Genomic DNA, 13,729 nt, shown 5'->3' with positions numbered 1-13,729 from the left:
TCAATACCATTCAAGAGCAAGGACCATCTGGAGCGGTTTTGACAAAGGCTCCAGATCAGACCGGAAGGTGTGGCAGCAATCGTCCACACCCTGAGTTTCATGGCCCGCTGCCGGAGATCGACAGCCGGGCAGGATCAACCCGTTTCAAACGCTAGGTGCCAGATATTGTTCGGTCGATACCACCTGCGCATAGGCGAATGCCAGGGCAGCCATGAAGGCAGCGTGCACCTGCACGGCGGGAACAGTCACGCCCTCGAAGTCCAGGTCGTGCGTGGCACATGCATCCGCGATAACGGTATTGGCATAGCCATAATCAGCGGCGGCCCTGACCATGGCATCCACACACATGTGGCTCATGTTGCCGGCGATCGTCAATTGCTCAATCGCGTTCTCGTCCAGAATCGCTTTCAAGGGGGCATGAGGGTGTTTTTAACTTTGTGTAAACGGTCATTTGGCAGGAGACTGCCAGGAGCTCATCCCGATCAAACGCCCCCCAACTTCCGCCGTCTACGGGAGAAACACCACTTAACCGCTAGAATTTTGGCCGCCATCAATGATTAGCTTGGTGACCGCAACTTAGGTGTGGCTATTCTTTTTTCAAACACCCTAACCAGCCCGTAACACAATGCCCCCCCCGAAACCCGCCGGTCGAGGTGTCAGCGAGGCAACTCACGCCCGCCGAAGTCTGGGTCTCACTGACTTCCTTGCCACTTACAGCGAAGATGTCTCGGTCCAGGATGAGGAAGTCGGCCTGCTTTCCTTTGCTGAGCGAGCCGATCTGCTTATCCATTCCCATGGTCCTGGCAGAGCTAAGCGTGTAGGCATACATCACAGTCTCTCGATCTAGGCTTTCCTCAGCGTCCAAAACACCCTTCGGCCCTCAAATGTCCATGTGCAAGAAGCACCTAGAAGCGATTGGGAGCTGGCGCGCGAATAGCCCATCATGGCCCTGCATTGAAGCAATGCCGAGGTCAGAGGCCGAATATACGTGTGCAGTCGGCACGGGCGCCAAAGTTGAGGACGCTTGCAATGAGGGGGAGTCCATATGCGGCCGCTTGAAAGTGTTCACGACACTTGGGGCTATTCACTTAACCCAGCACCATCACGCCTTTGGGCGCTCCCCCAACGAGGTATAGCCGGGCCACTGGCGTAACAGGGTGTCGACGAACTTCTCGGCTGCCGGGGATAGTGACGAACCGTGGCGCCGTACCAGACCGAGCGTACGGCTGATGACCGGGTCAACCAGCGGCAGCTGAACCAGGATCGGGTGATCCTCGGCCGGCATGGCCAGGCTAGGCAGCGCAGCGACTCCGAGACCGGCCTCGACCATGCCCAGCGAGGTCGACAGGTGTTGTACCTCGTAGAACCAGCTGGGCCGCCAGTCCAGATTGGCCAGGCCATGATCCAGTAACACACGGTTGCCGCTCAGGCGTCCGACGCCGATCAGGCGGTAATCACTGAGTTCGCGCCAGGCCACTTGCGGCTGATTGGCCAGTGGATGGTCGCGGCGGCAGGCCAGCACAAAGGGCTCGTTGACCAGGGGGGTGAAGTCGATCTCAGCGCTCTGACCACTGAGCATGTTGATGCCGAAATCCGCTTCGCCACGCAACACCGCTTCCAGCCCCTCGTGAGCGCTCAAATCGAGAATGCGGATGCGGATCTTCGGGTACTGGCGATTGAACTCGCGGATCACCGTCGGCAGGAAGTAGAAGGCCGCAGTGGGAATGCAGGCCAGCGTCACCTGACCCGACTGTCGCTCGGCCAACTCCTGAATGCCCAGGATCGATCGTTCGAAATCATCCAACAGGCGTTGCGCCTTGGGCAGAAAGTCGCGACCTACTGCAGTCAGGCTGACGCGGCGGGTAGTTCTATCGAGCAACTGAGTGCCCAACCCCTCCTCCAGTTTCTGCATACGCCTGGTCAGCGCGGGTTGTGATAGGTGAATGGCAGTGGCCGCTTCATGAAAACTGCCCAACTCGGCGATTTTCACGAAGGCGCGCAGGTCTTGGAGCTCGTAATTCATGCGTAACCCTTATCAATTTGCGGCAGTTTTTGCCTTTCACTTATCGACTTATGAGAGTCGGGGCTTGAGTTTGCTGAGATCTCAGCGATCCGCAAGGTATTGAAAAGACATTAATGCGCATAGAGCAATAAAGGCAACGATATATGCAATTTACAAATCAAAGTCAGCCGCTCAATATTTGTCTCACGCAACAAACAACAGCTTTATTGCAACGGAGACATCATGCAAGCCATTCCTTGCGTTCTTATGCGCGGCGGTACCTCCAGAGGTCCTGTGTTCCTCGCCAACCACCTGCCGAGCGATCCCGCCCAACGCGATGAGCTCCTGCTGAAAATCATGGGCTCGGGTCATGAGTTGGAGATCGACGGGATCGGCGGAGGCAGTGCCCAGACCAGCAAGGTCGCGATCGTCAGCACTTCCAGCCACCCGGATGCGGATGTCGACTACCTGTTCGTACAGGTGATGGTGGCGCAGCGTCGGGTCGATACGGCCCCCAACTGCGGCAACATGCTCTGTGCCATCGGCCCATTCGCCATCGAGCATGGCCTGGTCAATGCCGCTACACCGGTCACCCGGGTGCGCATTCGCAACGTCAACACCAATACCCTGATCGACTCCGAAGTGCTGACCCCCAACGGCCGCGTGCGCTATGAAGGCGATACCAGCATCGATGGCGTACCCGGCACCGCGGCGCCGATCAAGCTCACCTTCCTCGATGCCGCCGGTGCCAAGACCGGCCGCTTGCTGCCCACCGGCCAGGTACGCGATCGCTTCGATGGCGTTGAGGTCACCTGCATCGACATGGCAATGCCGATGGTGCTGGTGCATGCCGAGGCCTTGGGCAAGACCGGCTATGAAACACCCGCCGAGCTGGATGCCGACGCCGAGTTGTTGCTGCGCCTGGAAAGCATCCGTCTGCAGGCCGGTCGCGCCATGGGCCTGGGCGATGTGACGCAGATGGTCATCCCCAAGCCGGTGCTGCTGTCGCCGGCGCGCCATGGCGGCAGCCTGAATACCCGCTACTTCATGCCGCACAACTGCCACCGCGCCCTGGCCGCCACCGGCGCCATAGGCTTGGCCAGCGCCTGCGCACTGCCCGGCAGCGTGGCCTTCGACCTGGCGCCGGTGCAGGGCGTCGCCCTGGTTCGCCTGGAACACCCGGGCGGTCAGATCGAGGTGTCACTGGAGTGCGCCGAGGACGAGCCGCCCGAAACCATGCGGGCCTCGCTGATTCGCACCGCGCGACGGCTGTTCACCGGCGACGTGTTCGTGCCCCGCTCGCGAAACGCGAGGGGGTAGCTGGAGCGGCAAGCCCACGGCGGCGATGGCCAGGCCGTGGACTGGGGAGGACGACCGCCCTGGATGCCGCCCGTTTAACCCCGCCCGATCCGGCGGTCATTGCAAGCAACGGAGAGTATCGATGCACATCAATAAGAATAAATACACCCATGGGCACACTGCGTTGCTCGCCGTCAGCCTGGTCATGCCGCTCAGTGCCATGGCCCTGGACACGACGGGGCACAGCCTCGAGCTGAAGGCGCGCGGCATTCACTTCGACCGGGACTTCGAAACCGACAGCAGCGATCGCACGCAGTCGGCGCTGGGCCTGCAACTCAACTACGAGTCGCCCTATTTCGCCGATGTGATCGGCGTCGGCATTTCCGGCTACAGCGTTAACAAGCTGGATAACAGCGGCAGGAATACCTCCGACATTCTCTCTGTCGATAATAATGGCGAGCTGCATGACTCCTTCGGTCAGGTCGCCCAGGCCTTCGTCAAGCTCAAGTATCAGGATCTGGCCACCGCCAAACTTGGCCGCCAGCTGCACAAGTCCATGCTGCTTTCCAGCTCGGGTAGCCGTGCCGTCCCGAACACCTTCTCGGGCGGCAGTTTCCAGCTCATGCCGCTCAAGGGTCTGAGCCTGTATGGAGCGCGCTATAACGAATGGTCTCCACGCGCCGAGAGCTCCTTCGAGGAATTCAAGACCGACAACTCCGCCGACGGCGCCATCGACTACATCGACAGCCTGGGTGCCAGCTATGTGGCCGGCCCCTTCAGCATCAATCTGGAACACCTGCGGGCCCAGGACTTCCTGAAGAAGACTGGCCTGGTCGCCTCGTACAACTTCAAACTGGCCGATCAGTCCAGCCTCAAGCTGACCGGCGGCATCCACACCTCCAGCGATGACGGCAAGCTCTTCGTCACCGGCTCCGAAAGCGCCGAACTGGACGACGAGGACCTGCCGGGAGCGATCAACGGCGTGACAACCAGCGACAACGACGGCCAAGGCATTTATCTTGCCGCCAACTGGAAGCTGGGCAACGTGGAGCTGGGCGCCGCAGTGGCGAAGTTCGACGGCGCCTGGATCGAGGACAACTTCGCCGGCGATCACGGTACTAACCCCTTCCCAACCGGCGGGGTGCTGGCCGACTTCAGCAACAACGACGAAAAAGTCTGGATGCTCTCCGCCGGCTACGACTGGCAAGACCATGTGAAGGGCCTGAAGACCGTCGTCAGCTACAAGGACGGCAGCGATGCCAAGAACAGCGCCAACGCCGCCCTCGGCGAAGCGGACGAGAACGAACTCGCCTTCGACCTGACCTATCAGGTCCCCGTGATCAAGGGTCTGGCGGTTCGTTACATCTATCTCGACTACCACTCGGCCAAGACCGGCCGCCTGGATGGCGTGAAGGAAGACGAAACCGACCACCGCGTCTACGTCGACTACAGCTATCGCTTCTTTTGATCGAGACCGCCTGGAACCAGGCTCCCGGCTGGGAGCCGACGAAAGTCACTTGACTCCCAGCCCAATCGTGGCGTGCTGGTAATACGGCGCGCAACTCCTGCAAACAAATCCAAAAACAGGAACGTAACCATGAAGAAAGTCATCCTTAGCAAACTTCTGCCCCTCGCCTGCGCCTTGATGCTGGGCAGCGTTAACGCTCACGCCGGCGAACCGTCGCGTCCTGAGTGCATTGCCCCGAGCAAGCCCGGCGGTGGTTTCGACCTGACCTGCAAGCTGGCCCAGGCCGGCCTCAAGGATCACCACCTGCTCGACTCGCCGATGCGCGTCACCTACATGCCCGGCGGCATCGGTGCGGTCGCCTACAACGCCATCGCGGCCAATCGCCGTAACGAGCCGGGGACCCTGATTGCGTTCTCCGGCGCTTCGCTGCTCAACCTGGCTCTGGGCAAGTACGGTCGCTACGACGAAAACGCGGTGCAGTGGCTCACCACCATCGGCACCGACTACGGCACCCTGGCAGTGCGTGAGGATTCGCCGTTCAAGACCCTCGAGGATGTGATCCAGGCGCTGAAGAAAGATCCCAAGAGCATTACCGTCGGTGGCGGTGGCAGCATCGGTGGCCAGGGCTGGGTGAAGATTGCCCTGCTGGCCAAGGCCGCTGGCGTCGATCCCCGCGAACTGCGCTACGCGGCCTTCGAAGGCGGCGCCGAGCATTACATGGCATTGATGGGCAAGCATGTCGACCTGGTGACCGGCAGTGCCAGTGAAATCCGCGCGCAGCGTGGCAACAAGATCCGCCCGTTGGTGGTCTATAGCGAGGAACGCCTGCCGGGTGAACTGGCAGACGTCCCCACCGCCAAAGAGCAAGGCTATGACATTCAATGGCCGTTGATCCGTGGCTATTACATGGGTCCTGAGGTCAAGCAAGAAGACCTCGACTGGTGGAAAGCGGCCTTTGCCAACTTGCAAAGTTCGGAAGAGTTCCAGCAGTACCTGCAAGATCGCGATGTGCTCCCGCTGAATGTCACTGGTCAAGCGTTGAGCGACCTGGTGAAGAGGCAGGTTGAGGATTATCGCAAGCTGGGTGAAGAGTTTGGCCTGGTCGCCGAGTAAATCCATCGACGGTGTGGGTTGCCGCTGCGGGCAGCCCAGCCAGGAGCAGAATGATGCACGATCGTATTTTTGCAGGCGTTAACCTGCTGATCTGTGTGACTTTGATAGCGTTGGCCTGGGGCTATCAGGCCCCCTTCGCTTACGAGCCCGTGGGCCCACGTGCCTATCCCTTGCTGTTGTTATCACTGCTTGTACTGGGTGCGCTTTACCAAGTGCTAAAACCAGTCAAACAGACCGAGGCCAGGGAAGAGCCACCGCTGAATCGTCAGGTAATCCGCAAGATCGCTCTCTGTATCGCGGCGATGGTGGCCTACGCCGCTTTGTTCGATGTGCTCGGTTTCATCCTCAGCAGCGCGCTGTTCGCGGTCGCCATGGCTTATCTGTATGACGCAACCCGCATGCAGAGCACTGTCGGCGGCATAGTGATCGCCGTTGGGCTCTATCTGCTGTTCGACTATGGCCTCGATGTGCCTCTGCCACTCGGCATGCTCGCGAAACTGGGGAGCTGACCTATGGACACTATTCATTATCTGGGCCTCGGCTTCGGCGTGGCCCTGACACCCTACAACTTGATTACGGCTTTTTGCGGCACCCTGATTGGCACCATTGTCGGCCTGCTGCCTGGTTTAGGGCCGGTCAACGGCGTCGCCCTGTTGATCCCGATTGCCTTCGCCCTCGGCCTGCCGCCGGAAACCGCCTTGATTCTGCTCGCGGCGGTCTATCTGGGCTGCGAATATGGCGGACGAATCTCCTCGATCCTGCTGAATATTCCCGGCGAAGCCTCGGCTGTGATGACCACCCTCGATGGCTACCCTTTGGCCCAACAGGGCAAGGCCGGTATCGCCCTGTCGCTGTCGGCCTGGAGCTCGTTTATCGGCGGCACCATCGCGACTATCGGCGTGGTGCTGTTCGCGCCGCTGCTGGCTAAATGGGCCGTGGCCTTTGGGCCAGCGGAATATTTCGTGTTGATGGTGTTCGCGATTACCTGCCTGGCCGGCATGGCCGACAAAAAACCGCTGAAAACCGCCATGGCGGCGTTCATCGGTCTGGCCCTGTCCTGTGTCGGCATCGATGCCAACAGCGGCGTGTATCGCTTCACCTTCGGCAGCCTGGGTTTGGCCGACGGCATTCAGTTCATCGTCCTGGTGCTCGGGTTGTTCAGCATCAGCGAAATCCTGGTGCTGCTGGAAAGAACCCACCATGGCCACAAGGCGGCCAAAGCCACCGGACGCATGCTGTTCAACTTCAAGGAAGGCGCCTTCGTACTGGCCACCAACCTGCGCAGTGGTGTGGTCGGTTTCGTCCTGGGCGTGTTGCCTGGCGCCGGGGCGACCCTGGCCAGCGCAGTGGCTTACATGTCCGAGAAGCGCATGGCGAGCAAGGACAACCAGTTCGGCAAGGGTGACCTGCGCGGTTTGGCCGCCCCGGAGACCGCCAACAGCGGCGCGGCTTGTGGCTCCATGGTGCCGATGCTGACCCTCGGCGTACCCGGCTCCGGCACCACCGCGGTGATGCTCGGCGCGCTGACGCTGTACAACATCACGCCGGGACCGATGCTGTTTCAGAACCAGCCCGAAGTGGTCTGGGGCCTGATCGCCTCGTTGTTCGTCGCCAACGTCATGCTGCTGGTGATGAACGTGCCGATGGTGCGCATCTTCACCCGCATCCTCGCAGTGCCGACCTGGGCGCTGGTACCGGCAATTGCCATCATCACCTCGATTGGCGTGTATGCGGTGCATTCGACCACCTTCGATCTGTTCCTGATGATCGGCATCGGTGTGTGTGGCTACATCCTGCGCAAGCTGGACTACTCGCTGTCGGCGGTACTGCTCGGGTTCATCCTGGGTGGCATGATGGAGGACAACCTGCGGCGTGCGCTTTCGCTTTCCAATGGCGAGCTGGACATCCTCTGGGGCAGCCCGATTACCCTGGCCGTCTGGGCGCTGGTAGGGCTGATGGTGGCCTATCCGATCTTCCGTGCCGTGCGCGCACGCAAGAGCGCAAAACTGCAAATCGCCAGCTGATCCCTTCCCTGTCTCAGTGAGGACATCATGGGCGAGCCTATCGCCCTTGATGACATCAACATGCATATCGTAATTCCCGACGACTACCAGCACGTTATCCGTTCACTCGACTGCTTCTCCCTACTCGACGGCCATCAGGTCAGCATTTATCACGACGTACAAAAGAGCCTGAATGTGCTGGCGCAACGCTTTCGCGACGCGGACGCCCTGGTACTGACCCGCGAACGAACCAGCATCGGCGCGCAGTTATTAGCCCAATTGCCAAGGCTCAAGCTGATCAGTCAAACCGGCAAGGCGGGCGTGCATATCGACCTGGAAGCCTGCAGCCTGCAGGGTGTCACTGTACTGGAGGGTCGCGGCTCGCCGATTGCACCGGCCGAGCTGACCTGGGCGCTGATTCTCAACGCCCGGCGCCAACTGATACCGGCGATCCAGGGTCTGTACGCGGGACACTGGCAAACCAATCTCGGTGAGCGCCTGTACGGCCAGACCTTGGGTATCTGGGGTTACGGCAGGATCGGTCAGCGTCTGGCTCGCTATGCCCAGGCCTTCGATATGCCCGTGCTGGTCTGGGGTAGCGAGGCGTCGAAGGACGCGGCGGTACGCGACGGGCATCGAGCCGCGAGCTGCAAGCAAGCCTTCTTCAGCGAAGTCGATGTGCTGAGTCTCAATTTGCGCCTGACCGAGAGCACCCGGCATGTGGTCAACGTCGACGATCTGCTGCAGATGAAGCCCAGCGCACTGTTGGTCAACACCAGCCGCGCGGAACTGCTCGCGCCAGGCGCCCTGCTCGAGGCTTTGAGCACCGGGCGACCCGGCTATGCGGCGCTGGATGTACTGGATGACGAGCCGATCCTGGACGAAGCGCACCCGCTGCTCAATCACCCAAGAGTCCTCTGCACCCCGCACCTGGGCTACACCGAGAGGCACAGTTATGAACTGTATTTCGGCGATGCGTTTGCCAACGTGCAGGCCTTCTTTCGTGGTGATCCTTGTCAACTGGTCAAGCCGGCGACAGCGTGACAGCGACTGCCCGACCCGGTCACGAAGTAGCGGGCGGACCTTCTGAATAGGGGCGTGGCGGGAAACATCAAGCCAAAGCTGCGGACGTGAGACCGACAGAACACCCTGTTTTTGTCGCCATTGGCTCCGATGGGTGGGGATGGTCGGCACTGCCGCTCGGCTCGAAGCCGAGAACGCCGTGCGGCAGCAAGGGCTGGAAGTCTGGGCTGTATTGGATATTCACCAGACCACTGAATAAAGCTTGGCTATAATCCGCTCCTTTCAGACGCCAGAAGGAACCGCCCATGAACAAAGCTGAACTGATTGAAGCCATCGCCGCCTCGACTGACCTGCCCAAGGCCACTGCTGGCCGCGCCCTGGATGCCATCACCGGCGCCATCTCTTCTGCCCTGCAAAATGGCGAAAGCGTCAGCCTCGTGGGGTTCGGCACCTTCGCGGTGAAGGCACGCGCTGCACGCGATGGACGCAACCCGCAAACCGGTGCCACGATCAAGATCGCAGCGGCCAAGCTGCCCGGCTTCAAAGCCGGCAAGACGCTGAAAGATGCGGTGAACTGAGCGCGTCGCAGAACGACGAAAGGGCCTGATTCAGGCCCTTTTTGCATATACGCAAGCCACTCAGGCCTGACTCATGTGCCGCTCCAGCAACTCTCGGCGTTGCTTGGCCTCGACGGACAAGGCCGTGGTGGGACTCAGCAACAGCCGCTGCAGGCCGATCGGTTCGCCAGTCTCGTCACACCAGCCATAACTGCCATCGTCGATCCGCGCCAAGGCTTGCTGGAATGCGGGAAGCGTCCTGCGGTCGCGCTCAATCAGGTGCAGCAGCGTCATGCGCTCCTCTTCGATAGAGGCGACATCCGCCACATCGATCGGCCGTTCCAGCTCGGCCAGACGCGCCTTGCCGCTCTCGACACGTTCGCTGCACTCCTCCAACTGGGCGAGCAGCAGCGCCTTGAAAAAAACCAACTGAGCCTCGTTCATGTAGTCGGACTCAGGGGCCGAAAGTAGTTCGTCTCGTGTCATGCCATGTATCCTCTTCACCCACCTGCTCCGCTTTCTGGATAGCTGAGCCCATGCTCATCTCGTCGCTCCAGCGCCTCATGGGCCAATTATCCAACATTGATCGTCATCGGAGCCAGCCAAAATGGCTCTTCACCCAGCCCCGGCGGCCGTCCTTTATCCATCCCCAAGCCTGATCGACAGCGGAATAGAACCCATCTTCCGCACCCCGACCAGTATTGCGGCGGTGCTCTCCGACATCGAAGCCCTGGTAATTCACCTGGGTGGGCGAGGTGTTCGAGCGTGCGGCGCATAGCTGATGCCATTGCCCTCCCCCCACTGACCTTGCTGAGTCAGAGGGGGGCTAACACTACCTCGGACATGACGACTTCGCTTTCTGGCTGCTCTTATCAGAGGCAGCCTTTGCCCGCCTGCCAAGCCATCCCCCGGCCTCACTGAAAATCCCGACTCCGCACATCCAGCCCAACCAACAGCGGCGTCAAGTCGCTCAGACGCCCCGCGATCAGATGACGCACGCCGTCCTTGGACTCCAGGTGGCCATCCACTCGTAACAATTGCGAGTGGACCAATACCCGCCGTTGACGCTCGGCGAGGTCGTGCCAAACCACCACATTGACCATGCCGTACTCGTCCTCCAGGGTGACGAAGATCACCCCGCTGGCCGTCTGCGGCCGCTGCCGGCCGGTCACCAGGCCGGCCACGCTGACGTTGCGCCCATGCTCGACGGTGAGCAGATCGCGCGAGCTGCGGCAGCGCTGGGCTTTGAGCTGGCAGCGCAGCATGGCCAGTGGATGCGGGCCCAGGGTGGTACCGACGGTGGCGTAATCGGTATGCAGATCCTCGCCCACCGTCGGCAATGGCAACGCCACCCGGGCCTCCTCCCGCGCCGGCAGATTGGCGAACAACGGCGGCTGCACCTCGACGCCGGCCACCGCCCAGCGGGCGCTGTGGCGATGCCCGGCCAGGCCGCGCAAGGCACCGCAATCGGCCAACAGTTCTCGCGCCCGGGCATCGAGCCCGGCGCGGTAGCAGAGGTCGGCGACATCGGCGAAGGGCCGCTCGCGCCGGGAGTCTTCGATGCACCGAGCATCCTCTTCGCGGAACCCGCGCACCAGGCGCAGGCCCAGACGAATGGCCAAGGCCCCCTCCTTGCCTGGCTCCAGGGAGCAATCCCACTCGCTGTGGCACACGTCCAGCGGGCGCACTTCGATGTCGTGACGGCGCGCGTCCTGTAGCACCTGGTCGGGGCTGTAGAAGCCCATCGGCCAACTGTTGATCAGCGCGCAGGCGTAGATGGCCGGCTCGTGGCATTTCAGCCAGCAACTGGCATAGGTGAGCAAGGCGAAACTGGCCGCGTGGGACTCCGGAAAACCGTAGCTGCCGAAGCCCTTGATCTGCTCGAAGATGCGCGCGGTGAAGTCCGCCGTGTAACCCTTTGCGAGCATGCGCTCGGTCAGGCGCTGGCGATGCGGCTCCAGGCCGCCGTGGCGCTTCCAGGCAGCCATGGAGCGCCGCAACTCATCGGCCTCGCCCGGCGTGTAGTCGGCGGCGACTATCGCCAGCTGCATGACCTGCTCCTGGAACAGCGGAACCCCCAGGGTGCGCTTGAAGACGACCTCGAGTTCCGCGGAGGGATAGACGACCGCCTCCTCGCCATTACGGCGGCGCAGGTAGGGATGAACCATGTCCCCCTGGATCGGCCCGGGACGGACGATGGCGACCTGGATCACCAGGTCGTAGAAAGTCTGCGGCCGCAGGCGCGGCAGCATCGCCATCTGCGCGCGCGATTCGATCTGGAACACGCCAATGGTGTCGGCGCGACTGATCATTGCGTAGGTGGCGGGGTCTTCCGCAGGCAGGGTCGCCAGAGCCCAGCGCCGACCACGATGACGCTCGATCAGGTCGAAGCTGCGCCGCAACGCACTGAGCATGCCGAGGGCGAGGATGTCGACCTTGAGCAGGCCGACCAGGTCGAGGTCGTCCTTGTCCCACTGGATGATGGTGCGCTCGGCCATGGCCGCGTTCTCCACCGGCACCAGGGTATCCAGTGGTTGCTCGGAGATGACGAAGCCGCCCGGGTGCTGCGATAGGTGACGGGGAAAGCCGATCAGCTCGCCGGTCAGCGCCAGTACCCGGCGCAACACCGGGCTGTCCGGATCGAAGCCGGCTTCACGTAGCCGCTCGAGCGGCGGCTCCTTATCACTCCAGCGGCCACAACAATCAGCCAGGGCGCTGACCTGGTCCGGCGGCAGGCCAAGGGCCTTGGCGATATCGCGCACCGCGCCGGCGCCGTGATAGGTGCTGGCGACGGCGGTAAGCGCTGCCCTGCCCCGGCCATAACGCCGGAATACGTACTGCAGCACTTCCTCGCGCCGCTCGTGCTCGAAGTCCACATCGATATCCGGTGGCTCGTTGCGCTCCTTGGAGAGGAAGCGCTCGAACAGCATGTTCATGCGCGCCGGGTCGATTTCGGTGATGCCCAGGACGTAGCACACCGTCGAGTTGGCCGCCGAGCCGCGACCCTGGCAGAGGATGCTCTGGGTGCGGGCGAACTGGACGACATCGTGCACGGTGAGGAAATAGCTTTCATAGCCCAGCTCGGCGATCAGCCCCAACTCCTTCTCAGCCTGTTCGCGGCACTTCGCCGGTATGCCCTTGGGCCAACGCCAACGCATGCCCTGCTCGGTCAGCTCGCGCAGCCAGGTGGTCGGTGTATGGCCTTCAGGCACCAGCTCGCGGGGGTACTGGTAACGCAACTGGCCGAGGTCGAAGGTGCAGCGCACGGCGATACGCAGCGTCTCGGCCAGCAGCTCCGGCGGGTAGAGCTCGGCCAGCGCCTGGCGTGAACGCAAATGCCGTTCGCCATTAGCGAACAGCCGCTGACCGGCGTCGGCCACCGTGCAGTGGTGGCGGATGGCGGTCATGCAGTCCTGCAGGGCGCGGCGACCACGGGCATGCATGTGCACATCGCCAGTGGCCACCATCGGTATGCCCAGCGTGACGGCCAGTGCCTGCAGGTGCGCCAGGTGCTGCGCATCGTCCGCGCCATGGTGCAGTTCCACCGCCAGCCACAGGCGCTCGCCGAAAAGGCTGCGCAGCCACTGCCCTGGCGCCGGATCGGGCGTCTCGTCGGCGATCCATAACGCCAGCAGCCCCTCCAACGGCGCGCTGAAATCCTCGCGCAGCAGGCGGTACTCGCCTTTCGCCGCGCGCCGTCGCGCCAGGGTGATGAGCCGGCACAGGCGCTGGTAGCCGGCGAGATTCTCAACCAGCAGCACCAGCTTGGGGCCGTCTTCGATACGCATCTCGCTGCCGACGATCAGCGGCAGCTCGCAGGTCTTGGCGGCCTGCCAGGCACGCACGATGCCGGCCAGGGTGCACTCGTCGGTGATCGCCAAGGCCTGGTAACCGTGGCGCTTGGCCCGCTCGAACAGCTCGCGGGCGCTGGAGGCGCCACGCTGGAAGCTGAAGTTGGACAGGCAGTGCAGCTCGGCGTAATCACTGTTCATGCGAACCAGCCCTGCAACATGAACGGCCCGCTTTCGCCGAGCGGACGATAGGCCCAGGCACGTTGCCCGGAACGGGTTTCGATCAGGTAGTAGTCGCGGCGCACGTCGCCACCGTCCCACCAGCCCGATTCGATGCGTTCGGGGCCAGCCAGGATGCGCGCAGCAGATTCGCGTAGCGGCATGGGTTGGCGCAACAACCAGCCCGGGCGTGGCGGGCCTTGCAGGATAGGTCCTGGTTCGGCATCGCCGGCCGCCTGCCAGGCGTGCTCGGG

Annotated in this window: 10 protein-coding genes and 3 pseudogenes; 7 read left to right on the top strand and 6 right to left on the bottom strand. The window is 62.2% G+C overall.

What is annotated here, in order from left to right; genetic code table 11:
• Positions 1 to 144: 144 nt before the first annotated feature.
• The 3 genes and pseudogenes from ABZE94_RS14525 to ABZE94_RS14515 form a co-directional block, all read right to left on the bottom strand.
• A pseudogene (locus ABZE94_RS14525) lies at positions 145 to 411 on the bottom strand (isochorismatase family protein); the annotation flags it as partial.
• A 175-nt stretch (positions 412 to 586) separates the two neighbouring features.
• Positions 587 to 880: pseudogene (locus ABZE94_RS14520) on the bottom strand (amidohydrolase family protein); the annotation flags it as partial.
• Between the two features lie 222 nt (positions 881 to 1,102).
• Complete coding sequence (locus tag ABZE94_RS14515) at positions 1,103 to 2,023, bottom strand: LysR family transcriptional regulator (protein WP_318949914.1); 921 nt, start codon at positions 2,021 to 2,023, stop codon at positions 1,103 to 1,105.
• 222 nt (positions 2,024 to 2,245) lie between these two features.
• Between ABZE94_RS14515 and ABZE94_RS14510 the strand changes: the two genes are divergently transcribed.
• From ABZE94_RS14510 to ABZE94_RS14480, 7 genes are all read left to right on the top strand, one after another.
• Positions 2,246 to 3,322 carry a 4-oxalomesaconate tautomerase gene (locus tag ABZE94_RS14510; protein WP_372876218.1) on the top strand — a complete coding sequence of 359 codons (1,077 nt, stop codon included), beginning with the start codon at positions 2,246 to 2,248 and terminating at the stop codon, positions 3,320 to 3,322.
• Between the two features lie 121 nt (positions 3,323 to 3,443).
• Positions 3,444 to 4,769: an OprD family outer membrane porin gene (locus ABZE94_RS14505; protein ID WP_372876217.1), complete on the top strand. Its 1,326-nt coding sequence runs from the start codon at positions 3,444 to 3,446 to the stop codon at positions 4,767 to 4,769.
• A gap of 129 nt (positions 4,770 to 4,898) precedes the next feature.
• Positions 4,899 to 5,882, top strand: a complete 984-nt coding sequence (locus ABZE94_RS14500) for a Bug family tripartite tricarboxylate transporter substrate binding protein (RefSeq protein ID WP_372876216.1) — start codon at positions 4,899 to 4,901, stop codon at positions 5,880 to 5,882.
• Positions 5,883 to 5,932: 50 nt separating this feature from the next.
• Complete coding sequence (locus tag ABZE94_RS14495) at positions 5,933 to 6,391, top strand: tripartite tricarboxylate transporter TctB family protein (protein ID WP_372876215.1); 459 nt, start codon at positions 5,933 to 5,935, stop codon at positions 6,389 to 6,391.
• Between the two features lie 3 nt (positions 6,392 to 6,394).
• On the top strand, positions 6,395 to 7,906 hold the full coding sequence (locus ABZE94_RS14490) for a tripartite tricarboxylate transporter permease (protein WP_372876214.1): 1,512 nt from the start codon (positions 6,395 to 6,397) through the stop codon (positions 7,904 to 7,906).
• A gap of 60 nt (positions 7,907 to 7,966) precedes the next feature.
• Positions 7,967 to 8,929: a D-2-hydroxyacid dehydrogenase family protein gene (locus ABZE94_RS14485; protein ID WP_372876213.1), complete on the top strand. Its 963-nt coding sequence runs from the start codon at positions 7,967 to 7,969 to the stop codon at positions 8,927 to 8,929.
• A 284-nt stretch (positions 8,930 to 9,213) separates the two neighbouring features.
• Positions 9,214 to 9,486, top strand: coding sequence for an HU family DNA-binding protein (locus tag ABZE94_RS14480; protein ID WP_090505316.1), 273 nt, complete (start codon positions 9,214 to 9,216; stop codon positions 9,484 to 9,486).
• A 60-nt stretch (positions 9,487 to 9,546) separates the two neighbouring features.
• Here the strand turns inward: ABZE94_RS14480 and ABZE94_RS14475 are convergent, their stop codons facing one another.
• The 3 genes and pseudogenes from ABZE94_RS14475 to ABZE94_RS14465 all read right to left on the bottom strand — a co-directional run.
• Positions 9,547 to 9,951, bottom strand: a complete 405-nt coding sequence (locus tag ABZE94_RS14475; protein WP_372876212.1) for a TraR/DksA family transcriptional regulator — start codon at positions 9,949 to 9,951, stop codon at positions 9,547 to 9,549.
• A 428-nt stretch (positions 9,952 to 10,379) separates the two neighbouring features.
• Entirely contained in the window at positions 10,380 to 13,457 is a 3,078-nt protein-coding gene (locus ABZE94_RS14470) for an error-prone DNA polymerase (RefSeq protein WP_372876211.1), read from the bottom strand.
• Positions 13,454 to 13,729: pseudogene (locus tag ABZE94_RS14465) on the bottom strand (DNA polymerase Y family protein); the annotation flags it as partial. The pseudogene ABZE94_RS14465 and the gene ABZE94_RS14470, both read right to left, overlap by 4 nt.

The sequence above is a fragment of the Pseudomonas sp. genome, assembly GCF_041601375.1.
Lineage (GTDB): Bacteria > Pseudomonadota > Gammaproteobacteria > Pseudomonadales > Pseudomonadaceae > Aquipseudomonas.
This window is presented reverse-complemented; position numbering and strand designations above follow the sequence as displayed.

What these genes read in the sequence shown, in the direction of transcription:
- ABZE94_RS14515 (WP_318949914.1), bottom strand. Translation starts at nt 2,023, where the DNA reads ATGAATTACGAGCTCCAAGACCTGCGCGCCTTCGTGAAAATCGCCGAG.
- ABZE94_RS14510 (WP_372876218.1), top strand. Translation starts at nt 2,246, where the DNA reads ATGCAAGCCATTCCTTGCGTTCTTATGCGCGGCGGTACCTCCAGAGGT.
- ABZE94_RS14505 (WP_372876217.1), top strand. Translation starts at nt 3,444, where the DNA reads ATGCACATCAATAAGAATAAATACACCCATGGGCACACTGCGTTGCTC.
- ABZE94_RS14500 (WP_372876216.1), top strand. Translation starts at nt 4,899, where the DNA reads ATGAAGAAAGTCATCCTTAGCAAACTTCTGCCCCTCGCCTGCGCCTTG.
- ABZE94_RS14495 (WP_372876215.1), top strand. Translation starts at nt 5,933, where the DNA reads ATGATGCACGATCGTATTTTTGCAGGCGTTAACCTGCTGATCTGTGTG.
- ABZE94_RS14490 (WP_372876214.1), top strand. Translation starts at nt 6,395, where the DNA reads ATGGACACTATTCATTATCTGGGCCTCGGCTTCGGCGTGGCCCTGACA.
- ABZE94_RS14485 (WP_372876213.1), top strand. Translation starts at nt 7,967, where the DNA reads ATGCATATCGTAATTCCCGACGACTACCAGCACGTTATCCGTTCACTC.
- ABZE94_RS14480 (WP_090505316.1), top strand. Translation starts at nt 9,214, where the DNA reads ATGAACAAAGCTGAACTGATTGAAGCCATCGCCGCCTCGACTGACCTG.
- ABZE94_RS14475 (WP_372876212.1), bottom strand. Translation starts at nt 9,951, where the DNA reads ATGACACGAGACGAACTACTTTCGGCCCCTGAGTCCGACTACATGAAC.
- ABZE94_RS14470 (WP_372876211.1), bottom strand. Translation starts at nt 13,457, where the DNA reads ATGAACAGTGATTACGCCGAGCTGCACTGCCTGTCCAACTTCAGCTTC.